The following is a 24,877-nucleotide window of genomic DNA, read 5'->3' on the forward strand; positions in this document are numbered from 1 at the left end:
CGGAGCGGTGACTCCTACCGCGAGAGAAGCGATGCTCCAGGCCATCGGACTGACCAGTGCCCCCCGCCGCGACCGCCCGCCCGCCGTGGACGATCTGACCTTCGAGGCCCCGGCCGGGGCCGTGACCGCCCTCGTCGGCCCCCCGGGCTCCGGCAAGACCACCGCCCTGCGCCTGCTCCTCGAACTCGACCCGGGGCGCGGACTCACCTACTTCCGTGGGCGCCCGCTGCGCCGGATCGCCCAGCCGGCGCGCGAGGTCGGCGTCGTCCTCGGCGACGTGCCCGGCCATCCGTCCCGTACGGTCCTGGGGCAGTTGCGGATGCTCGCCGCGGGTGCGGGGGTTCCCGTCGCCCGGGCCGACGCCGTGATCCGCGACGTCGGCCTCGGCGGACTGGAGGGGGCGAGGCTCGGCACCCTGCCGCGCGGGGCCGACCGCAGACTCGCCCTGGCCGCCGCCCTGTTGGGGGAGCCGCACACCCTGCTCCTGGACGCTCCGGGAGCAGGGCTGTCCCCGGCGGAGCGGCTCCGGCTGCACGAACTGCTGCGCGCGCACGCGGAGGCCGGCGGCACCGTCCTCTACACCACGAGGGATCCCAAGGACGCGGCCCGCAACGCCGACCACGTCGTCGCCCTCGCCGGCGGCCGCCTCGTCGCCGCCCAGGAGGCGGGCGACTTCGCCCGCACCCGGCTGCGGCCGAGGGTCGCCGTCCGCACCCCGCACGCCGCCCGGCTCGCCGCCGCGGTGGCCCAGGAGGCCCGGGCCGCGCGCCGCCCGGTCGAGGTCGACACGGAGGACGGCACCCTCCTCCTGGTGTACGGCGGCGACTGCGCGCAGGTGGGCGACACCGCGTTCCGGCTGGGCGTCCCCGTCCACCGGCTCGTGGAGGAGACGGGCGTCGACGGGCCCGGCCCGGTCGCGGCAGGGCCCGTGGAACGCCCGGCCGAGGGTGCGCCCGCGCCGCTGCCCGGGGCGCGCCGACCGGTGCGTTCCCCGCTGCGGCCGCTCCGCTACGAGCTGCGACGGATCGCCGGCGTACCGTCCACGGGGCTGATCCTCGCCGGCGCCCTGGCGGTGTCCGCCGTGCTCGCCGTGCTGCTCGGCCGGGGCGGCGGCACCCCGCTCCCGGCGGCACTCGCCGCCTGGCCCGAGCTCCTGCCGCTGCCGCCCGCCGCGCTCGCCGCGGGCCTGATCGGCGCGCTCGCCTTCGGGGAGGAGTACCGCTACCCCGCCCTCGCCGCGGGCCGTGGTGCCGTGCCGCGCCGGCCGGCGCTGCTCCTCGCCAAGCTCGCCGTATCGGCGGCCGTGGCCCTGCTCCTCGGCGTCCTGGTGGCGGGGGCCGATCTGGCGGTCCTCCGCCTCTTCTACGGACCGGACTTGATCGTCGTACCCGACAACTGGGCTTCGATGGGCGCGAGTTGGCTGGGGCTCTCGGTCGGCTGCGCGTGGGCGGGGGTGCTGGGGGCCGGGGTGTTCCGGGCCGCGGCGGCCGGGGTGGCCGCCGTGCTCTTCGTCCCGGTCGCCTTCGTCCCGCTGCTGCGGCAGGTGATGAGCGGCCCCGCGGTCCGGTCCGTCGCGGGACTCCCGGCCCGGTTGCGCGAGTTCGCGGGGCCCCGGTGGGCGCCGCCGCTCGACCGGTGGATCTCCGGGGTGCTGGAGGTCGTGGCACAGCCCGCCGGAGTGGCCCTCGCGCTCACGTTGACGGTCCTTCTCTGCGCCTATGCGCTCACCGGGCTTCGCCGACAGGCGCGTTGGTGATCATTTGCGGACCGACGTCTTCCGCTTGGGCGGCAACTCCCTTGCGAAATGCCTTTTATGCCCGAATGATCGTCAATTGTGTAGGGGGTGCCGATCACCCTTTCGTGTGCTTTTCACCAAAGACCTCAAGGGCCACGGAGGCCACGCCGACAAAGGATGCGTGAGTACCCTTGCGCACACGATGATGACCGCCGCCCGCTCCGTCGACTCCGGCCTCGGCGCCACGGGCGATCTCGACCGCTACCCCTACGGGGAGGCGCCCGCCGCCGACCGCGTGGGCCCGCCCTCCTGGGAGGGGGTGGACACGGACCTCGGCCGCGTCGGCCGCCGCACCGCCGGCAGCCGGGGCCGCGGACTGCACGGCCAGCTCGTCCAGCAGCTCGGCCAGATGATCGTCTCCGGCGATCTCGGCGCGGACCGCCCCCTCGTCCCCGAGGAGATCGGCCAGCGCTTCGAGGTCTCGCGCACCGTCGTGCGCGAGTCGCTCCGCGTCCTGGAGGCCAAGGGCCTCGTCAGCGCCCGTCCCAACGTCGGCACCCGGGTCCGTCCGGTCAGCGACTGGAACCTGCTCGACCCCGACATCATCGAGTGGCGCGCCTTCGGCCCGCAGCGCGACGGCCAGCGGCGCGAGCTCAACGAGCTGCGCTGGACCATCGAGCCGCTCGCCGCCCGCCTCGCCGCCGGCCACGGCCGTGAGGACGTGCAGCAGCGCCTCGCCGACATGGTCCAGATCATGGGGCACGCGTACGCGCAGGGCGACGGCATCACCTTCTCCCGCGCCGACACCGAGTTCCACTCCCTGCTCATCCAGCTCGCCGGCAACCGCATGCTGGAGCACCTCTCCGGCATCGTGGCCGCCGCCCTCCAGGTCTCCGGCGGGCCCGTCACGGCCTGTGACCGCCCCAGTGAGAGCTGCCTGACGCACCACGGCCGGATCGTCGACGCCCTCGCCGCCGGCGACGCCGCCGGAGCCGAGAACGCCATGCGCCAACTGCTCACGGTCCACCCCGAGGTGGAGCCCCGCGTCGTTCCCGCCCCCCGCGAACACTGACCCGCGGACCGTGGCCGGAAGCGCACGGGCGCGTGCACGAGGAGTGCCGCCGGGTCCGAGCGCGGTCCGGGAGCCCGTCAGGGTTCCCCGGACCGCGCCAGGGTGTCGGCGGCGCCGAATGTACGCTTGATAACTGTTCGCCCCTTTCGTCGCGGATGCGGTGTGACTCGGGACACGGAGATTGGGCGTAACACTCCTCCGAGCCGTGCGATGACCTAAGAGGTGACAGCCGAGGAAGGAATACAGCAGCCGGTGCAGGCGCTGTGCAGTTCCCCGGTCCAGCCCGCGCCGTCGGCACATTCCCCGTCGACGGTCGTCGGCTCCGGCCCGATCTTCGGGCGGGGCCGGAAGCCGTTTCCATCGTTCCGAGAGGTTGTTCGTGTCGGCCAGCACATCCCGTACGCTCCCGCCGGAGATCGCCGAGTCCGAGTCTGTGATGGCGCTCATCGAGCGGGGAAAGGCTGATGGGCAGATCGCCGGCGATGACGTGCGTCGGGCCTTCGAGGCTGACCAGATTCCGCCAACCCAGTGGAAGAATGTTCTGCGCAGCCTCAATCAGATCCTCGAGGAAGAGGGTGTGACGCTGATGGTCAGTGCAGCGGAGTCGCCGAAGCGCGCCCGCAAGAGCGCAGCAGCGAAGAGCCCGGCCAAGCGCACCGCCGCCAAGACCACCGTCACCGCGAGGGCGGCGACGGTGACGAGGACCACCGTCGCCACCGGCTCGGCGGCCCCCGCGGCCGAGAGCGCCGACCCGGCCGACGAGGCCGCGTCGCCCGCCAAGAAGGCGGCCGCGAAGAAGACCGCCGTCAAGAAGACGGCGGCCAAGAAGACCGTCGCCAAGAAGACGGCGGCCAAGAAGACCGCGTCCAAGAAGTCCGACGACGAACTGATCGAGGGCGAGGAGCTGCTCGAGGACGTCGCGCCGGGCAAGGACGAGGAGGAGACCGAGGGCGAGACCAAGGGCTTCGTCCTGTCCGACGAGGACGAGGACGACGCTCCCGCCCAGCAGGTCGCCGTCGCCGGTGCCACCGCGGACCCGGTCAAGGACTATCTGAAGCAGATCGGCAAGGTCCCCCTCCTCAACGCCGAGCAGGAGGTCGAGCTCGCCAAGCGCATCGAGGCCGGTCTCTTCGCCGAGGACAAGCTCGCCAACTCGGACAAGATCGCCCCGAAGCTCAAGCGCGAGCTGGAGATCATCGCCGAGGACGGCCGCCGCGCCAAGAACCACCTCCTGGAGGCCAACCTCCGTCTGGTGGTCTCGCTGGCCAAGCGCTACACCGGCCGCGGCATGCTCTTCCTGGACCTGATCCAGGAGGGCAACCTCGGTCTGATCCGCGCGGTCGAGAAGTTCGACTACACCAAGGGCTACAAGTTCTCCACGTACGCCACCTGGTGGATCCGTCAGGCGATCACCCGCGCCATGGCCGACCAGGCCCGCACCATCCGTATCCCGGTGCACATGGTCGAGGTCATCAACAAGCTCGCGCGCGTCCAGCGCCAGATGCTCCAGGACCTGGGCCGTGAGCCCACCCCGGAGGAGCTGGCCAAGGAGCTCGACATGACCCCCGAGAAGGTCATCGAGGTCCAGAAGTACGGCCGCGAGCCGATCTCCCTCCACACCCCCCTGGGTGAGGACGGCGACAGCGAGTTCGGTGACCTCATCGAGGACTCCGAGGCGGTCGTGCCGGCCGACGCGGTCAGCTTCACGCTCCTCCAGGAGCAGCTGCACTCCGTCCTCGACACGCTCTCCGAGCGTGAGGCCGGCGTGGTCTCCATGCGCTTCGGCCTCACCGACGGCCAGCCGAAGACGCTCGACGAGATCGGCAAGGTCTACGGCGTGACCCGTGAGCGGATCCGCCAGATCGAGTCGAAGACGATGTCGAAGCTGCGCCACCCGTCGCGCTCGCAGGTCCTCCGGGACTACCTCGACTGATCCGTCCGAGGTACACGGCAGTGGACGAAGGGTCCGGTTCCCCGCTCGGGGGCCGGGCCCTTCGGCCGTTCGCGGGTGCAGCGGACCCTTGCGTGCCGGACGCTGGGTGAACGGATATCAGCGGAGAGTCAGGAGGCTCCATGCGTGGTCCCTTCGCCCGAGCGTTGACGGGTGCCCTGGGTGCGATCACTGCGGTGGCCGGAGCGGTGGCCGGCGCGGCCCCGGCCGCCGCCGACAGTGTCGTGGTGGGCGGCAGTCCGACCGAGATCGCCGACGCGCCCTGGGTGGTGGCGCTGTCCAGCCGTGACCGGTTCGGAGGTATGCGCGCGGGCCAGTTCTGCGGCGGCGTCGTCGTCGCGCCCACCAAGGTCCTCACCGCCGCCCACTGCCTCAGCCGGGAGGCGCTCGGCGGCGCCCCCTGGCAGCTGCGGGACCTGTCGGTGATCGCCGGCCGGGCGGCGCTGCGCGGGCAGGGCGGGCAGGAGGTGCGGATCTCGGACACCTGGGTGAACCCCGACTACGACCCGACGACCAACTCCGGCGACCTCGCCGTGCTCACCCTCGCCGAGTCCCTGCCGAGCTCCTACGTCATCAAGGTGGCGGCACCGGGGGACGCGGCCGAGAACCCGGGCACGGCGGCCGAGGTGTACGGCTGGGGCGACACCAGCGGCAACGGCAGCTACGCCACCTCGTTGCGCTCCGCACACGTTCAGGTGCTCCCGGACGGGGCGTGCGAGCAGGCGTACCCGGGCCGTTTCGGAAGCGTCTCCTACCGCAAGGAGACGATGCTCTGCGCCGGGGACCCCCGGGGCGGCCGGGACGCCTGCCAGGGTGACAGCGGCGGGCCGCTGGTGGCGCGGGGGGTGCTGGTGGGCCTGGTGTCCTGGGGCAGTGGCTGCGGACAGGCCGAGAACCCCGGGGTCTACACGCGGGTGTCCGCGGTGCTGCCCGAGCGGCTCTGAGGGCACGGGCGGGGCCCTGACCGGGGCCCGCGGGGGTCTCCCGGGCCCGTGGGGGTACGAGAACGGGCGGTCATCCCCTGGTCCAGGGGATGACCGCCCGTCGTCCGGCCTTCTAGGGGCCAGCCCTGAGCTCGTCGTGGATGCGCGGCGTCAGTGCTCGTCGCCCACCGTGCGGGCCGGCACGTCGGTCAGCCGGTCCGTCTCATCCTGTATCTCAACGGCGATCTTCTTGAGTTCCGGCTCGAACTTGCGACCGTGGTGGGCGCAGAAGAGCAAGTCACCTCCGCTGGCCAGGACGACACGCAGGTAAGCCTGGGCGCCGCAGCGGTCGCAGCGGTCAGCGGCCGTCAGGGGGCTCGCGGGGGTCAGAACAGTAGTCACGTCGCCTCTTCTCTAGCTCGACGAGCTGTCGTACCAGGGTCAACATCCAACCAGGCCGAAAACGTTCCCGCTCGTGGCTTTTCCTTGAAACTTTTTCCCAAGGTGGCTGTTTGCTGCCGGTTGGCGGCGAATGAGCCGTATTGCGTCGCTCTACGGGTTTCGCGTTGCTGTGGTGTCGGTCGTCCTCCCGGCGGGGTTGCCGGTTGTTCATGAGGACGTGCCCGGAGCCTAGATGGTTCATGCCTGGAAGGGAACGTGATGTTCACGTCACCCCTTCGAGGGATCGAACGTCTATACGAGTCTGGACTAGCATGAGGAAACCGAGTGGGTGGCGTTTCAGCGGCCCCACCAGGCATCGGTACCCTCTGAGCGGTGAGCGACGCCGGTACTCACCCCATCGGGCAAGATTTCAAATTCAGCGAGGAGCGAACCGCGTGACCGCCGAAACGTCCGTGCCGTCCAGTGCGCTGCTGACCGCAGACCGTGACGGTTCCAACTACACCGCGCGGCACCTGCTCGTCCTCGAAGGGCTCGAAGCGGTCCGCAAGCGCCCCGGAATGTACATCGGGTCCACGGACAGCCGTGGCCTGATGCACTGCCTCTGGGAGATCATCGACAACTCGGTCGACGAGGCCCTGGGCGGCTACTGCGACCACATCGACGTCATCCTCCACGACGACGGCTCGGTCGAGGTCCGGGACAACGGCCGGGGCATCCCGGTCGACGTCGAGCCCAAGACCGGTCTCTCCGGCGTCGAGGTCGTCATGACCAAGCTGCACGCCGGCGGAAAGTTCGGCGGCGGCTCGTACGCGGCCTCCGGCGGTCTGCACGGCGTCGGCGCTTCCGTGGTCAACGCCCTCTCGGCCCGCCTCGACGTCGAGGTCGACCGGAACGGCGCCACGCACGCGATCAGCTTCCGGCGCGGCGTCCCCGGCATCTTCACCGAGCAGGGCCCCGACAGCCCCTTCGACCCGTCGAGCGGGCTGATCAAGGGCAAGCGGGTGCCCAAGACCCGCACCGGCACCCGCGTCCGCTACTGGGCCGACCGCCAGATCTTCCTCAAGGACGCCAAGCTCGCCCTGGAGACGCTGCACCAGCGCGCCCGCCAGACCGCCTTCCTCGTGCCCGGCCTCACCATCGTCGTCCGCGACGAGCGGGACCTGGAGGGGATCGGCAAGAGCGAGGAGGTCTTCCGCTTCGACGGCGGCATCAGCGAGTTCTGCGAGTACCTCGCGCAGGACAAGGCCGTCTGCGACGTGCTGCGCCTCACCGGCCAGGGCACCTTCAAGGAGACCGTCCCCGTCCTGGACGACCGCGGCCACATGACCCCCACCGAGGTCACCCGCGAGCTCGGCGTGGACGTCGCGCTGCGCTGGGGCACCGGGTACGACACCACGGTCCGGTCCTTCGTGAACATCATCGCCACCCCCAAGGGCGGCACCCATGTCTCCGGCTTCGAGCAGGCCATCACGAAGACCGTCAACGAGGTGCTGCGCTCGGCGAAGCTGCTGCGCGTCGCCGAGGACGACATCGTCAAGGACGACGCCCTGGAGGGCATGACCGCCGTCGTCACCGTCCGGCTCGCCGAGCCGCAGTTCGAGGGCCAGACCAAGGAGGTCCTCGGCACCTCGGCGGCCCGCCGGATCGTGGCCACCGTCGTCGCCCGCGAGCTCAAGGCCTTCCTGACCTCCACCAAGCGGGACGCCAAGGCGCAGGCCCGGGCCGTCCTGGAGAAGGCCGTCGCCGCGGCCCGCACCAGGATCGCCGCCCGCCAGCACAAGGAGGCGCAGCGCCGGAAGACCGCCCTGGAGTCCTCCTCGCTGCCGGCCAAGCTGGCCGACTGCCGCAGCGACGACGTGGAGCGCAGCGAGCTCTTCATCGTCGAGGGAGACTCCGCGCTCGGCACCGCCAAGCTCGCCCGCAACAGCGAGTTCCAGGCGCTGCTGCCGATCCGCGGCAAGATCCTCAACGTCCAGAAGTCGTCCGTCTCGGACATGCTGAAGAACGCCGAGTGCGGCGCGATCATCCAGGTCATAGGGGCCGGCTCGGGCCGCACCTTCGACATCGACGCGGCCCGCTACGGCAAGGTCATCATGATGACCGACGCCGATGTCGACGGCTCGCACATCCGGACGCTGCTGCTGACCCTCTTCCAGCGCTACATGCGGCCCATGGTCGAGGCGGGGCGGGTCTTCGCGGCCGTGCCGCCGCTCCACCGGATCGAGCTGGTCCAGCCCAAGAAGGGCCAGGACAAGTACGTGTACACGTACTCCGACAGCGAGCTGCGGCAGACGCTCCTGGAGTTCCAGCGGAAGGGGGTCCGCTACAAGGACTCCATCCAGCGCTACAAGGGCCTCGGCGAGATGGACGCCGACCAGCTCGCGGAGACCACGATGGACCCGCGCCACCGCACCCTGCGCCGGATCAACATCGGCGACCTGGACGCGGCGGAGACGGTCTTCGACCTGCTGATGGGCAACGACGTGGCGCCCCGCAAGGAGTTCATCACCAGCTCGGCGGCGACGCTCGACCGCTCGCGCATCGACGCCTGAGCCGTACCGCTCCGCTCCACCGCACCGCACCGCACCGGCCCGGTCCCCGTCCCACGGGGTCCGGGCCGTTCGGCGTCCATACGCATATCGGCCCGGTCCGGTCAGGCGTCGGGCCCGAGAGTCACCTGATGGGGTGAAGAGCGGAAGGAGAAGAGTCCGGGATCTGCCCACTCTGTCCATCCTTGGGCACGCGGCCGAAACGGTTCGCTGACAAGGAGAGTTGACCGGTGGAGCAGCTGGACGAGCAGGGGCGCGCGGGGGCGCCGGACGACGGGGCGGGCGGGATCCCGCCGGGGCTACCGCACCAGCGGTACGACGAGGCCGCGCACGGCGTGCCCGGGGCGGCCGGGGTCTACCTGGAGGTCCAGCGCAGCCCCGCCTTCCAGGAGGTGCGGCGCCGCTACCGCCGCTTCGCCTTCCCCGCGACCCTCGCCTTCCTGCTCTGGTACCTCGCCTACGTCGTCGCCGCCACCGCCGCCCCCGGTCTGATGGCCCGCCCGGTGGCGGGCGCGGTCAACGTGGCGATGGTCGCCGGACTCGGCCAGTTCCTCACCACCTTCCTCCTCACCTGGGCCTACGCGCGGCACGCGCGGCTGCGCCGGGACCGGGCCGCGCTCGAACTGCGCTGGGACACCCAGGAGATGACGAGAGGAGCCGGACAGTGGTGACCGGAGACCACCAGACCCTCGCCCTGGTCCTCTTCAGCGTCTTCATCGCCGTGACGCTCGCCATCACCACCTGGGTGAGCCGCGACCGGCACGGCTCGGCCGAGGAGTTCTACGCCGGCGGCCGGCTCTTCTCGCCGATGGAGAACGGATTCGCCATCGCCGGCGACTACATGTCGGCGGCCTCCTTCCTCGGCATCTCCGGCCTCATCGCGCTCTACGGCTACGACGGCATGCTCTACTCGGTCGGCTTCCTCGTCGCCTGGCTGGTGGTGCTCCTCCTCGTCGCCGAACTCGTCCGCAACTGCGGCCGGTTCACCCTCGCCGACGTCGTCGCCGCGCGGATGGCCGAACGGCCCGTGCGGATCGCGGCCGGCACCTCTTCCGTCGCCGTCTCGGTGCTCTACCTGGTGGCCCAGATGGTCGGCGCCGGCAGCCTCGTCGCGCTCCTCCTCGGCGGCACCGGCCAGGCGGCGCGCACCTGGACCGTCATCGGCGTCGGCGCGCTGATGGTCGTCTACGTGTCGCTCGGCGGGATGCGGGCCACCACCTGGATCCAGATCGTCAAGGCCGTGCTGCTGATGGCGGGCACCGTCGCGCTCACCGTCCTCGTCCTCGTCCGCTTCCACGGCGACGTGAACAGCCTGCTCACCACCGCCGCCGAACGCAGCGGGCACGGCAGCGCCTTCCTCGGACCGGGGCTGAAGTACGGCGGCGACTGGACCGCGCGGCTCGACTTCATCAGCCTCGGCCTCGCGCTCGTCCTCGGCACCGCCGGACTGCCGCACATCCTGTCCCGCTTCTACACCGTGCCCACCGCGCGGGCCGCCCGCCGCTCCGTCGTCTGGTCCATCGGCCTCATCGGCGGCTTCTACCTGATGACGATCGTCCTCGGCTTCGGCGCCGCCGCCCTCATCGGCTCCGCCGAGGTCCGCGCCTCCAACGCCTCCGGGAACACGGCCATTCCGCTGCTCGCCCTCGACCTCGGCGGGGGAGCGGGCTCCACCGGCGGCACGGTGCTCTTCGCGGTCGTCGCGGCCGTCGCCTTCGCGACCATCCTCGCCGTCGTCGCCGGGATCACCCTGGCCTCCTCGGCCTCCGTCGCCCACGACCTCTACGCCTCGCTGCGCCGGCCGGGCCGGCGGGAGTACAGCGAGGTGGCGGTGGCGCGGGTGGCCGCCGCGGTCATCGGGGCCGTCGCGATCGGCCTCGGGCTGCTCGCCAGCGACCTCAACGTCGCCTTCCTCGTCGGCCTCGCCTTCGCGGTCGCCGCCTCGGCCAACCTGCCGGTGCTGCTGTACTCGCTCTTCTGGCGCCGCTTCACCACCCGGGGCGCGGTCTGGTCCGTCTACGGCGGACTCGTGCCCGCGGTGCTCCTGGTGCTGTTCTCGCCGGTGGTCTCCGGCAGCCCGGAGGCACTCTTCCCCGGTGTCGACTTCCGGCTCTTCCCGCTCCAGAACCCGGGCCTGGTCTCCATCCCGCTCGGCTTCCTCGCCGGCTGGCTCGGCACCGTCACCTCCGCCGAACCGCCTGACGAGGCGCGGCACGCGGAGACCGAGGTGCGGGCGCTGACGGGGGCCGGGGCGGCCTGACGGAGCGGGGAACGGCGGCGCGTCAGGGCGAGGAGACCCAGGTGTAGCGGTGCTCGGGGCGGCCGGTCTCGCCGTACCGGAGGGAGAGCCGGACGCGCCCGGTCCGTTCGAGGAGCTTGAGGTAGCGCTGGGCGGTCTGGCGGCTGACGCCGGTCCGCTCGGCGAGTTCCTGGGTGGACAGCGGTCCGCCGGCGGCGAGCAGCGCCTGGCGGACCAGTTCGGCCGTCGTCGGGGAGTGCCCCTTGGGCAGGTCGGGGGTGACGGAGCCGGCCGCGAGGGTGCCGAAGATCCGGTCGACCTCGGCCTGCTCCGCCTCGCCGCCGCTCTCCAGGGTGCGGCGGAGCGTGGCGTACGCCTCCAGCTTGGACCGCAGCCCGGCGAAGTTGAACGGCTTGACCAGGTACTGGAGGGCGCCGTGCCGCATCGCCGCCTGCACGGTCGACACGTCCCTGGCGGCGGTCACCATGATCACGTCGCACTGGTGGCCCCGGGCCCGCAGCTCGCGGATGGCGGCGAGGCCGTTCTCGTCGGGGAGGTAGTGGTCCAGGAGGACCAGGTCCACGGGGTGCCCGTCGAGGACGTCCAGCGCCTCGGCGGTGGAGTGGGCGGTGGCCGCGACCCGGAAGCCGGGCAGCTTGGTCACGTACGCGGCGTTCACCCGCGCCACGTGGACGTCGTCGTCGACGACGAGCACGTCGATCACCGGGGCACCTCCTGGGTCGAGGGCGGGGTCCCCGCCGGGCTGTCCGGGGCCGTGAGGTCCTGGGACCGTTCGGTGAGGGCGTCCGGGAGGACCACCGTGAACCGCGCGCCGCCGGTCTCGGCCGCCGCCACCCGCGCGGAGCCGCCGCGTCGCTCGGCGAGGCGGCGCACGAGGGCGAGGCCGAGGCCCCGCCTGCCGTGCGAGGGAGGTTCCTTGGTGGTCCAGCCCTCGGTGAAGATCAGCTCCCGGCGGTCCTCGGGGACGCCGGGGCCGCTGTCGGCGACCCGCAGGACGACCGTCCGGCCCTCGGCGCGCAGCGCCACCTCGACCCGGGCGTCCTGGGTGCCGGCGGCGGCGTCCAGGGCGTTGTCGACGAGGTTGCCGACGACGGTGACCAGTTCGCGCGGGTCGACCAGACGGTCGGGGAGCAGGGAGTCCTGGGCGATCCGCAGGGAGACGCCCCGCTCGGCGGCGACCGTCGCCTTGCCGACGAGGAGCGCCGCGAGCAGCGGGTCGTGGACCTTCTCGGTCACCTGCTCGGCGGTCGCCCGGTGGACCCCGACGACCTCGGTGACGAAGTCGGCCGCCTCCTCGTACAGCTCCAGTTCGAGCAGCCCGAGGAGGGTGTGCAGCCGGTTGGCGTGCTCGTGGTCCTGGGCCCGCAGGGCGTCGATCAGGCCGCGGGTGGAGTCCAGCTCCCGGCCGAGCCGTTCCAGCTCGGTGCGGTCGCGCAGGGTCGCCACGGCGCCGCCGTCGTCCGTGGGCATCCGGTTGGCGATGAGCACGCGGTGCCCCTGGACGGTCACGAGGTCGGCGCCGGTCGCCCGGCCGGTCAGTACGTCCGCCGTGCGGCCGGGGCCGAGGAGCGCGTCGAGCGGCTGTCCGGCGGCCTCGGGGCCGAGCCCGAGCAGGCGCTGCGCCTCGTCGTTGAGGAGCCGCACGGAGCCCTTCCGGTCCAGGGCCACCACGCCCTCGCGGATGCCGTGCAGCATCGCCTCGCGCTCGGCGAGGAGCGCCGAGATGTCGGAGAAGGCCAGGTCACGGGTCTGGCGCTGGATCCGCCGGGAGATCAGGTACGCCGCCAGGGCGCCGGCCGCGAGCGCGCCGCCCGCGTAGGCCAGGAGGCCGGGGATGGCGGAGAGGAGCCGGTCGCGGACGCTGTCGTACTCGATGCCGACCGAGACGGCGCCGACGATCCCGCCGTCGGCGTCGAGCAGCGGCGCCTTGCCGCGCGCCGAGCGGCCGAGGGTGCCGCTGTCGATCTCCATCACCTCGCGGCCCGCGAGCACCTCGCTCGGGTCGGTGGAGACGGTCCGGCCGATCTGGGCGGGGTCGGTGTGCGACCAGCGCACGCCGCGGGTGTCCATGACGACGACGTACTCGGCGCCGGTCGCGGCCCGGATCCGCTCGGCCTCGCGCTGCACCGGGCCCGTCGCCGACGGCGGACCGCCGGCCAGGTCCGCGGCGGTACGCGTGGAGGCCATGGTCTCGGCGATGGCCAGGGCCCGCCGCATGGCCTGGTCGTCGAGCTGGGCGCTCAGCGGGGCCAGGAAGAGGCCGGTGGCCAGCACGGTCACGCCGGTGGCGACGGCCAGCTGCATCAGCAGCACCTGCGAGAACACCCGCCGCGGCCATCCGAGCCGGCGCCGCCGGCGCACGGCCGGCCGCGCGGAGGGGAGCGAAGCGGTGCTGGTCATGCCCGAAACGGTACGGGGACGGCCCGCGCGACCGGAAATGCCGCGGGTGGGGGCCGGGAGGTTCGCGTGTGCGGGGTGGGGGCATGGGGAGGGCTGCCTATCCTGGGGGGCGGTCCGGGGGCCCGCGCCGGGTTCCGTGCCGGGCCGTGTCCGGCGTCGTTCAGTGAAAGGTCCGTTTCGTGGGTGCGCAGCAGATTCCCGTCGTCGTTCTCGCCGGGTTTCTCGGGGCAGGGAAGACCACGCTCCTCAACCAGCTGCTGCGGGGTGCGCGGGGGACCCGGATCGGGGTCATGGTCAATGACTTCGGGGACATCGGGATCGACGCGATGACCGTCGCCGGGCAGGTGGGGTCGACGGTCTCCCTGGGGAACGGGTGTCTGTGCTGCGCCGTGGACGCGAGCGAGCTGGACGAGTACCTGGAGGTGCTGACCCGGCCCGAGCTGCGCCTGGACGTGATCGTGATCGAGGCGAGCGGGCTGGCCGAGCCGCAGGAGCTGGTGCGGATGGTGCTCGCCAGCGAGAACCGGCGGGTCGTGTACGGCGGCCTCGTCGAGGTCGTCGACGCCGCCGAGTTCGCCGCCACGCGGGAGCGGCACCCCGAGACCGACCGCCACCTCGCCCTCGCCGACCTGGTCGTGGTCAACAAGGCCGACCGGGTGTCCGGGGAGGAGCTGAGCGCGGTCCGGGAGACCGTGGCCGGGCTCGCGGGGCGGGCCGCGGTGGTCGAGGCGGCGCACGGCCGGATCGATCCCGAGCTGCTCTTCGACCGGGTCGTCCCGGAGGACGAGATCGTCGGGCAGATGTCGATCGAGGACGTCCTCTACGCCGACGAGGACGGCCACGCGCACCCGCACGCCGCCTACGACACCGTCTCCCTGGCCACCGCCGCGCCGCTGCATCCGCGGCGCCTGATGGCCTTCCTCGACTCGCGCCCCGAGGGGCTGTACCGCCTCAAGGGCTTCGTGGACTTCGGCGTCGCCGACCCCGAGCACCGCTATCTGGTGCACGCCGTCGGCCGCTTCCTGCGGTTCTACCCGGAACCCTGGCCGGCCGGGGAGGAGCGGCTCTCGCAGCTCGTCCTGATCGGCTCGGGCGTCGACGCGGCCGCCCTGCGCAAGGAACTCGCCGCCTGTGAGCAGGACGGGTCCGGGGACGCCCCGGACGAGCACAGCATGTGGGGCGTCCTGCGGTACGTCCCCCAGGGCGACGAGCCGCCCGCGGAGGACCGGCCCTAGCTAGCCCGCCGTCACCTCCGCCGGTGCCAGGCCGACCGTCGTCAGGTAGGCGCCGAGGGTCGGGTCGGCGTGGCTGCCGGCCCAGCCCACGTAGCCGTCCGGGCGGATGAGGAAGACGCCCGGGCCGTACGGGGCGTAGGCCGCCAGTCCGGCCGTGCGGACGGACGGGGGGAGGTGCGGCGGCGGGGCGGTGGCGCCGATCGTCAGCAGGGTGAAGTGCGGGCCCCGGAAGAGGTCGAAGAGGCGCGCCCCGTCGTGCGGGCCGTCCGGGGCGCGGTCGCCCGCGCGCAGGGTGTCCCCGGGCGTCTGCGGGCGGGTGTCCACCGCGAGTGCCGAGTCCCGGTAGCCGAGGCCGAGCTGCTGGACGTCCTTGCCCCGCCGGGTGGCCTCGCCGTCGGCGGTCGCCCTGTGGAGGCGGGTGCTGAGGCCGAGGACCTCCGCCGCCACCGGGCGGCGCTCCGCCTCGTACGAGTCGAGGAGCGCGGCCGGCGCGCCGTGGAGCAGGACCTGGGCGAGTTTCCAGCCGAGGTTGTACGCGTCCTGGACGCCGGTGTTGAGGCCCTGGCCGCCGGCGGGGGAGTGGACGTGGGCCGCGTCGCCCGCCAGGAAGACGCGGCCTTCCCGGAAGCGGTCCGCCAGGGCCGCCCGGGCGCGGTAGTCCGAGGCCCACGGCACGTCCGTGATCTCGTCCGCCGTCAGCGGCGTGCGGGCGGTGAGGAGGGCGCGGACGCCTTCCGGGGTGGTGTCCACGCCGGCGGCGGCGTCCTCGAAGGTGGCGGCGAGCTGGAAGAGACCGTCACCTCCCGGCAGCGGGCAGAGCGCCACGCCGCCGTCCGGGGCCCGCCAGACGTGCCAGTGGTCCCGGTCGGCCACCGCGCCGGCGGAGATCCGCACATCGGCGACGAGCATCGGGCGCGGGTCGACGGTCTCGCCGGACATCCCGATCCCGAGGGCCCTGCGGACGGTGGAGCGGCCGCCGTCGGCGCCGACCAGATATCCGGCCCTGATCGTCCCGCCGTCGGCCAGCCCCACCGTCACGCCGTCCTCGTCCTGGTCGAACCCGGACAGCTCGGCACCGAACCGGACGGCGCCGCCGAGCTCGGTCAGGCGGGCGTACAGCAGCTCCTGGGTGCGGGACTGCGGGATCAGCAGGGTGTTCGCGTACGGCACCTGCTCGGTGGGCTCGGAGCGCTCGATCATGTCCCACTCGCCGCGCCGCTCGGTGCCCTCCCAGGCCAGCATCCTGGGGTACGAGGCCCCCGCCGCCAGTACCCCGGGCAGCACGCCGAGGTCGTCCAGGACCTCCTGGCTGCGGGGCTGGAGCCCCTTGCCGCGCGAGCCGGGGAAGAGTCCGCCGGCCCGCTCCAGGAGGAGCGCCCGGACGCCCCGGCGGGCGAGGTCGAGGGCGAGCACCAGCCCCGTCGGGCCCGCTCCCGCGATGACGACGTCCGTGTCCCTGTGGCTGTGCCTGTCCGCTGCCATGGGTGACCGCCTCCGTTCCTTAACGCCGTTAAACGGTGTTACGTCAAGGATGACCTTAACGACGTTAAGGAGTCAAGGGGATACCGTGACGGTGTGGCGACCAAGAAGACGAGCAAGCTGGAACCCGGCCAGGTGGCGGAGACCGCCCTGCGGCTGCTGAACGAGCGCGGCCTGGAGGGGCTCACGCTTCGCGCGATCGCCCAGGAGCTCCACGTCCAGGCCCCGGCCCTGTACTGGCACTTCAAGAACAAGCAGGCCCTGCTCGACGAGATGGCGACCGTCATGTACCGGCGGATGGTCGCCGACCCGGACGCCCGGCCGGCCGCCGGGCAGAGCTGGCAGGACCTCATGCTCACCGCCAACCGGGGGCTGCGCGCCGGACTGCTGCGCTACCGCGACGGCGCCAAGGTCTACAGCGGCGCCCGCTTCACCGGCACCGACCACGCCCAGGACATGGAGCGCCAGCTCGGCGCCCTCGTCGACGCCGGGTTCTCGCTGCGCGAGGCGGTGCGGGCCAGCACGACGGCGTACATGTACACGCTCGGCTTCGTCACCGAGGAGCAGGGCACCGAGTCCCAGCCCGGCGAGCCCCGGGAGGGCTTCGACGTCGAGGAACGCGCCCGGCGCCTCGCCGACTACCCCCTGGCCGCCGCGGCCGGCGCCGAGATCTTCGCCGGCTACGACGAGCGCTTCGAGGAGGGGCTGCGGCTGATCGTCGCCGGGGTCGAGACGCTGTACGCCCCCGGCGCCGCCCGCACCTGACCCGGCCCTGGGCCCGACCTCTTCCGGGCCCGGGCACGACGAAGCCCCCGCTCCGTCCGGAGCGGGGGCTTCGTCGCGTACCGGGGCGTGCGGCGGGCCCTAGCTCGCCGGGCCCGCCACCACGTCGACCTGCTGCGGCAGCGGGGTGCCCGAGCCGTCGCGGCGCGGGTCCGCCTCCGGCAGCTCGACCGGTGTGCCGTTCTTCTGCGCGGCGCGGGCCGGCAGGGCGCCCGCCCAGGCCAGGACCAGGGCGTCCTCGCCCTTCAGGAAGCGCTGGCAGCGCACGCCGCCGGTCGCCCGGCCCTTGCGCGGGTACTGGTCGAAGGGGGTCAGCTTCGCCGAGGTCGCGGCGGAGCCGTCCAGGGTGCCGGTCGAGCCCGCCACCGTGAAGACGGCCGCGTCCGCCGCCGGGTCCACCGCCGCGAAGGACAGCACCTCCGCGCCGGCCGCCAGCTTGATGCCCGCCATGCCGCCGGCCGGGCGGCCCTGCGGCCGCACCTGGGAGGCCGGGTAGCGCAGCAGCTGCGCGTCCGAGGTGATGAAGACCAGGTCCTCCTCGCCCGTCCGCAGCTCGCTCGCGCCGACGATCCGGTCGCCGTCCTTGAGGGTGATGACCTCCAGCTCGTCCTTGTTCGCCGGATAGTCGGGCACCACCCGCTTGACCACGCCCTGGAGGGTGCCGAGCGCCAGACCGGGGGAGGCCTCGTCCAGGGTGGTCAGGCAGATCACCGTCTCGTCCGCCTCCAGGGACAGGAACTCGCCCATCGGCGCCCCGCCCGCCAGGTTCGGCGCCGCGACCGTGTCGGGCAGCTGCGGCAGGTCGATGACCGCGATCCGCAGCAGGCGGCCCGTCGAGGTCACCGCGCCCACGTCGCCGCGCTGGGTGGCCGCCACCGACGAGACGATCACGTCGTGCTTGGCCCGCTTGGCGTCCGGGTCGGCCGGCGGCAGCTCCGCCGAGACCGTCCGGGCCAGCAGGCCGGTCGAGGAGAGCAGCACCCGGCACGGGTCGTCCGCGACCTCCAGCGGCACGGCCGCCACCGGGGCGCCCGCCGACTCCAGGAGGACCGTGCGCCGGTCGGTGGCGAACTTCTTCGCGACCGCGGCCAGCTCGGCCGAGACCAGCTTGCGCAGCTCGGAGTCGGAGTCCAGGATCCCGGTCAGCTCGTCGATCTCGCCGGTGAGCCGGTCGCGCTCGGTCTCCAGCTCCAGGCGGTCGAACTTGGTGAGCCGGCGCAGCGGGGTGTCCAGGATGTACTGGGTCTGGACCTCGCTCAGCGAGAAGCGCTCCATCAGGCGCTCCTTGGCCTGCGCGGAGTTCTCGCTCTCCCGGATGAGCCGGATGACCTCGTCGATGTCGAGGAGGGCGACGAGCAGGCCCTCGACCAGGTGGAGCCGGTCGCGCTTCCTGCCGCGGCGGTACTCGGAGCGGCGGCGGACCACCTCGAAGCGGTGGTCGAGGTAGACCTCCAGGAGCTCCTTGAGGCCCAGGGTGAGCGGCTGACCGTCCACCAGGGCCACGTTGTTGATGCCGAAGGACTCCTCCATCGGCGTCAGCTTGTAGAGCTGCTCCAGGACGGCCTCGGGCACGAAGCCGTTCTTGATCTCGATGACCAGACGGAGCCCGTGGGCCCGGTCGGTGAGGTCCTTGACGTCGGCGATGCCCTGGAGCTTCTTCGAGCCGACCAGGTCCTTGATCTTGGAGATGACCTTCTCGGGGCCGACCGTGAAGGGCAGTTCGGTGACGACGATGCCCTTGCGGCGGGCGGTCACCGTCTCCACCGAGGTGGTGGCGCGGATCTTGAAGGTGCCGCGGCCCGTCTCGTACGCGTCCCGGATGCCGTTCAGGCCGACGATCCGGCCGCCGGTCGGCAGGTCGGGACCGGGCACGAAGCGCATCAGCGCGTCCAGGTCCGCGTTCGGGTAGCGGATCAGGTGGCGGGCGGCCGCCACGACCTCGCCGAGGTTGTGCGGGGGCATGTTGGTGGCCATGCCGACCGCGATGCCCGAGGCGCCGTTCACCAGCAGGTTCGGATACGCGGCGGGGAGCGCGACCGGCTCCCGCTCCTGGCCGTCGTAGTTGGGCGCGAAGTCGACCGTGTCCTCGTCGATGGACTCGGTCATCAGCAGGGCGGCCGGGGCCATCCGCGACTCGGTGTACCGCATGGCGGCCGGCGGGTCGTCGTTGCCCAGCGATCCGAAGTTGCCGTGGCCGTCGACCAGCGGCACGCGCATGGAGAAGGGCTGCGCCATGCGCACCATGGCGTCGTAGATCGAGGCGTCGCCGTGCGGGTGCAGCTTGCCCATCACCTCGCCGACCACGCGGGCGCACTTGACGAACCCGCGGTCGGGGCGCAGGCCCATCTCGTTCATCTGGTAGACGATGCGCCGCTGGACCGGCTTCATGCCGTCGCGGGCGTCGGGCAGGGCGCGCGAGTAGATGACCGAGTAGGCGTACTCGAGGAAGGAGCCCTGCATCTCGTCGACGACGTCGATGTCGAGGATCCTCTCCTCGTACGCGTCGTCCGGCGGCGGTGTCTTCGTGCTGCGGCGGGCCATCGCGGCTGCGGCTCCTTCTCCGACAAAGCTTGATCTGACGCGGACCATTGTGGACCGTGCCACCGACAACGCGGACCGCGACCCGGACGAGGGACATCGGAGGACTCCGGGAACTTCGCCAGGTGTCGGCGCGCTTGCATACAGTGGCAGGACTTTTCCAGATCGCGATCGAAGGGATGTACATGCCCATGGGTCACACGGCCACGGCCGAGGCCGGCTCCGGCGGCCTGACAGCGACCGAGCACCGGCTGGCGAACGGCCTGCGGGTGGTCCTCTCCGAGGACCACCTGACCCCGGTCGCCGCGGTCTGCCTCTGGTACGACGTCGGTTCGCGCCACGAGGTCGAGGGCCGCACGGGCCTCGCCCACCTCTTCGAGCACCTGATGTTCCAGGGCTCGAAGCAGGTGCACGGCAACGGCCACTTCGAACTCGTCCAGGGCGCCGGCGGCTCGCTCAACGGCACGACCAGCTTCGAGCGCACCAACTACTTCGAGACGATGCCCACCCACCAGCTGGAGCTCGCGCTCTGGCTGGAGGCGGACCGGATGGGCTCGCTGCTCGCCGCCCTCGACGACGAGTCGATGGAGAACCAGCGGGACGTCGTGAAGAACGAGCGCCGCCAGCGGTACGACAACGTGCCGTACGGCACCGCCTTCGAGAGGCTCACCGCTCTCGCGTACCCCGAGGGCCACCCGTACCACCACACCCCCATCGGTTCGATGGCGGACCTGGACGCGGCCACCCTGGAGGACGCGCGGACCTTCTTCCGCACGTACTACGCGCCCAACAACGCGGTCCTGTCGGTGGTCGGCGACATCGACCCCGAGCAGACGCTCGCCTGGGTCGAGAAGTACTTCGGCTCCATCCCCGGCCACGACGGCAAGCAGGCCCCGCGCGACGGCGCCCTGCCCGACGTCATGGGCGGGCAGCTGCGCGAGGTCGTCGTCGAGGACGTCCCGGCCCGCGCCCTGATGGCCGCCTACCGGCTGCCGGAGGACGGCACGCGCGCGTGCGACGCGGCCGACCTCGCCCTCACCGTGCTCGGCGGCGGCGAGTCCTCCCGGCTGCACAACCGCCTGGTCCGCCGCGACCGCACCGCGGTCGCCGCCGGCTTCGGCCTGCTGCGGCTCGCCGGCGCCCCCTCGCTCGGCTGGCTGGACGTCAAGACCTCCGGCGGCGTCGAGGTCCCCGCCATCGAGGCGGCCGTCGACGAGGAGCTCGCCCGCTTCGCGGCCGAGGGCCCGACCGCCGAGGAGATGGAGCGCGCCCAGGCCCAGCTGGAGCGCGAATGGCTCGACCGGCTCGGCACGGTGGCCGGCCGCGCCGACGAACTGTGCCGCTTCGCCGTGCTGTTCGGCGACCCGCAGCTCGCCCTGACCGCGGTCGACCGCGTCCTCGCCGTCACCGCCGACGAGGTGCGCGAGGTGGCCGCGGCCCGGCTGCGCCCCGACAACCGCGCGGTGCTGGTCTACGAGCCGGTGTCCACCGACGGCACCGACGACAGCGCCGACGGCGACGACGAGGAAGGAGCGGACCGATGACCGACGCCGCCACGTCCCTGACCAGCATGGAGTTCCACCCGCAGCCGAAGGCCGGCACGGCCAGGCCCTGGGCCTTCCCGGCCCCCGAGCGCGGCGCGCTCGACAACGGCCTGACGGTGCTCCGCTGCCACCGCCCCGGCCAGCAGGTCGTGGCCGTCGAGATCTTCCTCGACGCGCCGCTGGACGCCGAGCCCGAGGGCCTCGACGGCGTCGCCACGATCATGGCGCGCGCCCTCTCCGAGGGGACCACCGAGCGCGGCGCCGAGGAGTTCGCGGCCGAGCTGGAGCGCTGTGGCGCCACGCTCGACGCGCACGCGGACCACCCCGGCGTCCGGGTCTCCCTGGAGGTCCCGGTCTCCCGGCTCACCAAGGCGCTCGGTCTGGTCGCCGAGGCGCTGATCTCCCCGGCCTTCGACCCCGACGAGGTCAAGCGCCTGGTGGACAACCGGCTCGACGAGATCCCGCACGAGGCCGCCAACCCGAGCCGCCGGGCAGCGAAGCAGCTCTACAAGGAGCTCTTCCCGGCCACGACCCGGATGTCCCGGCCCCGCCAGGGCACCGAGGAGACGGTGAAGGCCATCGACGCCGCCGCCGTCCGCGCCTTCTACGACGCGCACCTGCGGCCCGCCGCCGCCACCGCGGTCGTCGTCGGCGACCTCACCGGCGTCGACCTCGACAAGGTGCTCGCCGAGACCCTGGGCGGCTGGACCGGCAAGCCGGCCGCGCCTCGTCCGATGGCGCCGATCACCGCCGACGACACCGGACGGGTCGTCATCGTCGACCGCCCCGGGGCGGTCCAGACCCAGCTGCTGATCGGCCGGATCGGCCCGGACCGCCACGACTCCGTGTGGGCCGCGCAGGTCCTCGGCGTCTACTGCCTCGGCGGCACCCTGACGTCCCGTCTGGACGCCGTCCTGCGCGAGGAGAAGGGGTACACGTACGGCGTGCGCGCCTTCGGGCAGGTGCTCCGCTCGGACGGCGAGGGGCACGGCGCCTCGATGCTCGCGATCAGCGGCTCGGTCGACACCCCCAACACCGGTCCGGCCCTCGGCGACCTGTGGCAGGTGCTCCGCACCCTGGCGGAGGGCGGTCTGACCGACGCCGAGCGGGACGTGGCGGTGCAGAACCTGGTGGGCGTGGCCCCGCTCAAGTACGAGACGGCCGCGTCGGTCGCCGCGACCCTCTCCGACCAGGTGGAGCAGCACCTCCCGGACGACTACCAGGCCCGGCTGTACGCGCGGCTCGCCGAGACCGGCACGGTCGAGGCCACGGCCGCCGTCGTCAGCGCCTTCCCGGTGGACCGGCTCGTCACGGTCCTGGTGGGCGACGCGTCGCAGATCGAGGAGCCCGTGCGGGCCCTCGGCATCGGCGACGTGACCGTGGTGAGCTGACCCGTGGTGAGCTGACCCTGGGGTGAGTCGACCCGTGGTGAGTTGACCGGTCGTCAACCCCGGGCGGAGGTCTCCGGCGCGTAGAAGCGCCGGAGACCTCCGCTTTGTCCGTTACGGCGTCAAAGATGATTGTATGCCCTGTGGCATGTCTTACAAATGAGCGTGTCTGTTTGGCGATCGACATCCGTCCGGCCTAGCGTCGATCCGTCTGTCCGACCCGACGTACGCGCCGCACCCGCGGCAACCGGACAGACATCGCCGAGTCCCCGTCAGGCGCGAGCCTGGGGAGCCGGGGACCCACGCAGTCCCTGGGGTGAATCGGACGCCTTCGCCACGCGGAGGGGCCCGTAGGAGACCTTCCTGCTCCGAACCCGTCAGCTAACCCGGTAGGCGAGAAGGAAGGAAAGGAACCGTCTTGGCGTTCACCCGTGCCACCGGGAAGCATCGTGGTGCGAGCCGACTGGCTCGCCGCAGCGCCGGCATCGCCGGCGTGGCCGCCCTCGCGACCACCGGCGTCGTCGGCACCCTGGCCTCCCCGGCGCTCGCCGCCGACACGGACGACCGTTCCCCCGAGGACACCGGCCTCACCCAGGTGATCGCCGACGAGTCCATCGCCGACCAGGTCAGCGCGCAGGCCGCCGCCCAGGAGCGCGAGGCCACCGAGGCCGAGGCCCGGGCCAAGGCGCGCGCCGAGGCGAAGCGCAAGGCCGAGGCCCGCGCCCAGGAGATCCGCGAGGCCAAGGAGCGCGCCGCCCGTGAGGCCGAGCGCCGCCGGCTCGCCTCCTTCAACCTCCCGGTCGCCGGCTCGTACGTCTCCACCGGCTACAAGACCGGCGGCTCGCTCTGGTCCTCCGGCAGCCACTCCGGCGTCGACTTCCACGCCTCCTACGGCAGCTCGGTCGTCTCCGTCGGCTCCGGCACCGTCGTCGAGGCCGGCTGGGGCGGCGCGTACGGCAACAACATCGTGATCCGGATGAACGACGGCACGTACACCCAGTACGGCCACCTGTCGTCCATCGGCGTCTACGTCGGCCAGAGCGTCGAGCCCGGCCAGCAGATAGGCGTCTCCGGCTCGACCGGCAACTCCACCGGCCCGCACCTCCACTTCGAGGCCCGGACCACCGCCGAGTACGGCTCCGACATCAACCCCGTCGCGTACCTCCGCGCCCGCGGCGTCAGCCTCTGACGCTTCGCGGCCCCCGCTGCACCGAAAGCCCCGGCTCCCGCGAGCCGGGGCCTTTTCGCGCCCTGCCGGGCGCTGCGGAGCTCCGGATCCGGAGGGATTCCGCCGCGAACCGGACGAATTCCGAGGGGGCATCGGAATTTCCGGCGCCCTGCAATAGAGTCGCGTGAACGGCGCTGCTCGAATTCGGTGCGCGCGGAGCGAATACGGAGGTCGGACATGCGGGTTCCCGCGCAATCGGTATGCACGGCGATCCGGGACGACATCGTCTCGGGGATCTTCGAGCGCGGCAGCCGGCTGACCGAGGAACAGCTCGCCCGCCGTTACGGCGTCTCCCGCGTCCCGGTCCGCGAGGCGCTGCGCACCCTGGAGTCCGAGGGCTTCGTCGTCAGCCGCCGGCACGCGGGCGCCCATGTCGCCGAGCCCACCGACCAGGAGGCCTCCGACCTCCTCGACGTACGGGCGCTGCTCGAACCGCTCGCCGCCGCCCGGGCCGCCCAGCGGCGCACCGACGCCCACCTCAAGGTGCTGCGGGGCCTGGTCAGGCTGGGGCAGGAGCGGGCGCGGCGGGGGCAGGGCGAGGATCTGCGGGCGCTCGGCGGCTGGTTCCACGAGACGCTCGCCCAGGCCTCGGGCTCCCCGGCGCTCGCCGCGCTCCTCACCCAGCTGCGCCACAAGATCGCCTGGATGTACGCGGTGGACCAGCCGGACCGGCCCGTCGAGGCCTGGGCCGAGCACGGGGCGATCGTCGACGCCATCGCCCGCGGGGACGCCGAGCGGGCCCGCGGGCTCACCGCGCAGCACGCCGAGCACACGCTTCCGCTGCACCGGCTGAAAAGGCCCGAGCGGGGCCGTGTGAGGGTTTCGCAACATGCCGTCAACACGGCGAGCGTCCGGAATTAACACGGACGCCGTATACAAAGAATAGCAATTCCAGGGCTTCTTTCGGGCTGCCCGGAAACTCTCCGAAAAGGCAATTCTCTGACCCCGGAAATACCGGACGGCCGCGTCCGCCGGGAATTTCCGGGGACGCGGCCGTCGGGAAGAGCTGTGGATCGACCCGCCGGGTCAGACCGTCTCGGGGAGCTCGTCGAGGCCCTCGGCGACGAGCTTGGCGAGGCGCTCCAGCGCGGCCTCGGCACCCTCGGCGTCCGAGGCGAGCACGATCTCCTCGCCGCCCTGCGCGCCCAGGCCGAGGACCGCGAGCATCGACGCGGCGTTGACCGGGTTGCCGTCGGCCTTGGCGATGGTCACCGGGACACCGGAGGCCGTGGCGGCACGGACGAAGATGGAGGCGGGGCGGGCGTGCAGGCCCTCGGCCCAGCCGACGTTGACGCGGCGCTCAGCCATGGTGTTGCCCTTCAGGTCTTCAGCGGTTGTCTAGACCAGTCTCTCACGGGATGCGGCGTGCTCCTGCCGACCTGGGTCCCGC

19 protein-coding genes and 1 riboswitch are annotated in these 24,877 nt (G+C 72.6%); of the genes, 13 read left to right on the plus strand and 6 right to left on the minus strand.

Annotated features, from left to right (window positions below; all coding sequences use genetic code 11):
* Positions 1–31 precede the first annotated feature (31 nt).
* The 4 genes from ABZ621_RS25700 (at position 32) to ABZ621_RS25715 (ending at position 5,702) form a co-directional block, all read left to right on the plus strand.
* Positions 32–1,756: an ATP-binding cassette domain-containing protein gene (locus ABZ621_RS25700; RefSeq protein ID WP_360608401.1), complete on the plus strand. Its 1,725-nt coding sequence runs from the start codon at positions 32–34 to the stop codon at positions 1,754–1,756.
* Positions 1,757–1,916: 160 nt separating this feature from the next.
* Entirely contained in the window at positions 1,917–2,807 is an 891-nt protein-coding gene (locus ABZ621_RS25705) for an FCD domain-containing protein (protein ID WP_360608403.1), read from the plus strand.
* Positions 2,808–3,186: 379 nt separating this feature from the next.
* The gene (locus ABZ621_RS25710) at positions 3,187–4,740 is read left to right on the plus strand and encodes an RNA polymerase sigma factor (RefSeq protein WP_360608405.1); all 1,554 of its coding nucleotides are present in this window, start codon (positions 3,187–3,189) and stop codon (positions 4,738–4,740) included.
* A 140-nt stretch (positions 4,741–4,880) separates the two neighbouring features.
* Positions 4,881–5,702 (plus strand): serine protease, encoded by an 822-nt coding sequence (locus tag ABZ621_RS25715; RefSeq protein ID WP_360608407.1) that lies wholly within the window; start codon positions 4,881–4,883, stop codon positions 5,700–5,702.
* 150 nt (positions 5,703–5,852) lie between these two features.
* On the opposite strand, the gene ABZ621_RS25720 is transcribed toward ABZ621_RS25715, so the two are convergent.
* The gene (locus ABZ621_RS25720; protein ID WP_030495106.1) at positions 5,853–6,083 is read right to left on the minus strand and encodes a hypothetical protein; all 231 of its coding nucleotides are present in this window, start codon (positions 6,081–6,083) and stop codon (positions 5,853–5,855) included.
* A 434-nt stretch (positions 6,084–6,517) separates the two neighbouring features.
* On the opposite strand from ABZ621_RS25720, the gene ABZ621_RS25725 reads away from it, so the two are divergent.
* The 3 genes from ABZ621_RS25725 to ABZ621_RS25735 all read left to right on the plus strand — a co-directional run bounded on the left by ABZ621_RS25725 (position 6,518) and on the right by ABZ621_RS25735 (position 10,892).
* Positions 6,518–8,635: a DNA topoisomerase IV subunit B gene (locus ABZ621_RS25725; protein WP_360608409.1), complete on the plus strand. Its 2,118-nt coding sequence runs from the start codon at positions 6,518–6,520 to the stop codon at positions 8,633–8,635.
* A 284-nt stretch (positions 8,636–8,919) separates the two neighbouring features.
* The gene (locus ABZ621_RS25730) at positions 8,920–9,303 is read left to right on the plus strand and encodes a DUF485 domain-containing protein (protein ID WP_360608580.1); all 384 of its coding nucleotides are present in this window, start codon (positions 8,920–8,922) and stop codon (positions 9,301–9,303) included.
* Positions 9,300–10,892, plus strand: a complete 1,593-nt coding sequence (locus ABZ621_RS25735) for a cation acetate symporter (protein ID WP_360608411.1) — start codon at positions 9,300–9,302, stop codon at positions 10,890–10,892. Before ABZ621_RS25730 ends, ABZ621_RS25735 begins: the two co-directional genes overlap by 4 nt.
* Before the next feature lie 22 nt (positions 10,893–10,914).
* Here the strand turns inward: ABZ621_RS25735 and ABZ621_RS25740 are convergent, their stop codons facing one another.
* Positions 10,915–11,595: a response regulator gene (locus ABZ621_RS25740; protein ID WP_360608413.1), complete on the minus strand. Its 681-nt coding sequence runs from the start codon at positions 11,593–11,595 to the stop codon at positions 10,915–10,917.
* Positions 11,592–13,292, minus strand: a complete 1,701-nt coding sequence (locus ABZ621_RS25745) for a sensor histidine kinase (protein WP_360608415.1) — start codon at positions 13,290–13,292, stop codon at positions 11,592–11,594. The genes ABZ621_RS25740 and ABZ621_RS25745 overlap by 4 nt, the downstream gene beginning before the upstream one ends.
* Before the next feature lie 179 nt (positions 13,293–13,471).
* Here ABZ621_RS25745 and ABZ621_RS25750 point away from each other — a divergent pair, with 179 nt between their 5' ends.
* Positions 13,472–14,527, plus strand: coding sequence for a GTP-binding protein (locus ABZ621_RS25750; RefSeq protein ID WP_360608417.1), 1,056 nt, complete (start codon positions 13,472–13,474; stop codon positions 14,525–14,527).
* Here ABZ621_RS25750 and ABZ621_RS25755 read toward each other — a convergent pair whose 3' ends face one another.
* Positions 14,528–16,009: an FAD-dependent monooxygenase gene (locus ABZ621_RS25755; protein ID WP_360608419.1), complete on the minus strand. Its 1,482-nt coding sequence runs from the start codon at positions 16,007–16,009 to the stop codon at positions 14,528–14,530.
* Positions 16,010–16,102: 93 nt separating this feature from the next.
* Between ABZ621_RS25755 and ABZ621_RS25760 the strand changes: the two genes are divergently transcribed.
* On the plus strand, positions 16,103–16,771 hold the full coding sequence (locus ABZ621_RS25760; protein ID WP_360608421.1) for a TetR/AcrR family transcriptional regulator C-terminal domain-containing protein: 669 nt from the start codon (positions 16,103–16,105) through the stop codon (positions 16,769–16,771).
* 99 nt (positions 16,772–16,870) lie between these two features.
* On the opposite strand, the gene ABZ621_RS25765 is transcribed toward ABZ621_RS25760, so the two are convergent.
* Entirely contained in the window at positions 16,871–19,330 is a 2,460-nt protein-coding gene (locus tag ABZ621_RS25765) for a DNA topoisomerase IV subunit A (RefSeq protein WP_360608423.1), read from the minus strand.
* Positions 19,331–19,518: 188 nt separating this feature from the next.
* Here ABZ621_RS25765 and ABZ621_RS25770 point away from each other — a divergent pair, with 188 nt between their 5' ends.
* The 4 genes from ABZ621_RS25770 to ABZ621_RS25785 all read left to right on the plus strand — a co-directional run bounded on the left by ABZ621_RS25770 (position 19,519) and on the right by ABZ621_RS25785 (position 24,348).
* On the plus strand, positions 19,519–20,871 hold the full coding sequence (locus ABZ621_RS25770) for a pitrilysin family protein (RefSeq protein WP_360608425.1): 1,353 nt from the start codon (positions 19,519–19,521) through the stop codon (positions 20,869–20,871).
* Positions 20,868–22,262 carry a pitrilysin family protein gene (locus ABZ621_RS25775; protein WP_360608427.1) on the plus strand — a complete coding sequence of 465 codons (1,395 nt, stop codon included), beginning with the start codon at positions 20,868–20,870 and terminating at the stop codon, positions 22,260–22,262. Before ABZ621_RS25770 ends, ABZ621_RS25775 begins: the two co-directional genes overlap by 4 nt.
* A gap of 246 nt (positions 22,263–22,508) precedes the next feature.
* Positions 22,509–22,669, plus strand: a riboswitch (cyclic di-AMP (ydaO/yuaA leader).
* Positions 22,670–22,677: 8 nt separating this feature from the next.
* A complete protein-coding gene (locus ABZ621_RS25780) occupies positions 22,678–23,448 on the plus strand; it encodes a M23 family metallopeptidase (protein WP_360608429.1) in 771 nt (256 codons plus the stop codon).
* Positions 23,449–23,664: 216 nt separating this feature from the next.
* Positions 23,665–24,348 (plus strand): GntR family transcriptional regulator, encoded by a 684-nt coding sequence (locus tag ABZ621_RS25785; RefSeq protein WP_360608431.1) that lies wholly within the window; start codon positions 23,665–23,667, stop codon positions 24,346–24,348.
* A gap of 165 nt (positions 24,349–24,513) precedes the next feature.
* Here the strand turns inward: ABZ621_RS25785 and ABZ621_RS25790 are convergent, their stop codons facing one another.
* The gene (locus ABZ621_RS25790) at positions 24,514–24,795 is read right to left on the minus strand and encodes an HPr family phosphocarrier protein (RefSeq protein WP_043227291.1); all 282 of its coding nucleotides are present in this window, start codon (positions 24,793–24,795) and stop codon (positions 24,514–24,516) included.
* Positions 24,796–24,877 lie beyond the last annotated feature (82 nt).

This window comes from Streptomyces sp. NPDC007863 (genome assembly GCF_040633895.1).
GTDB lineage: Bacteria > Actinomycetota > Actinomycetes > Streptomycetales > Streptomycetaceae > Streptomyces.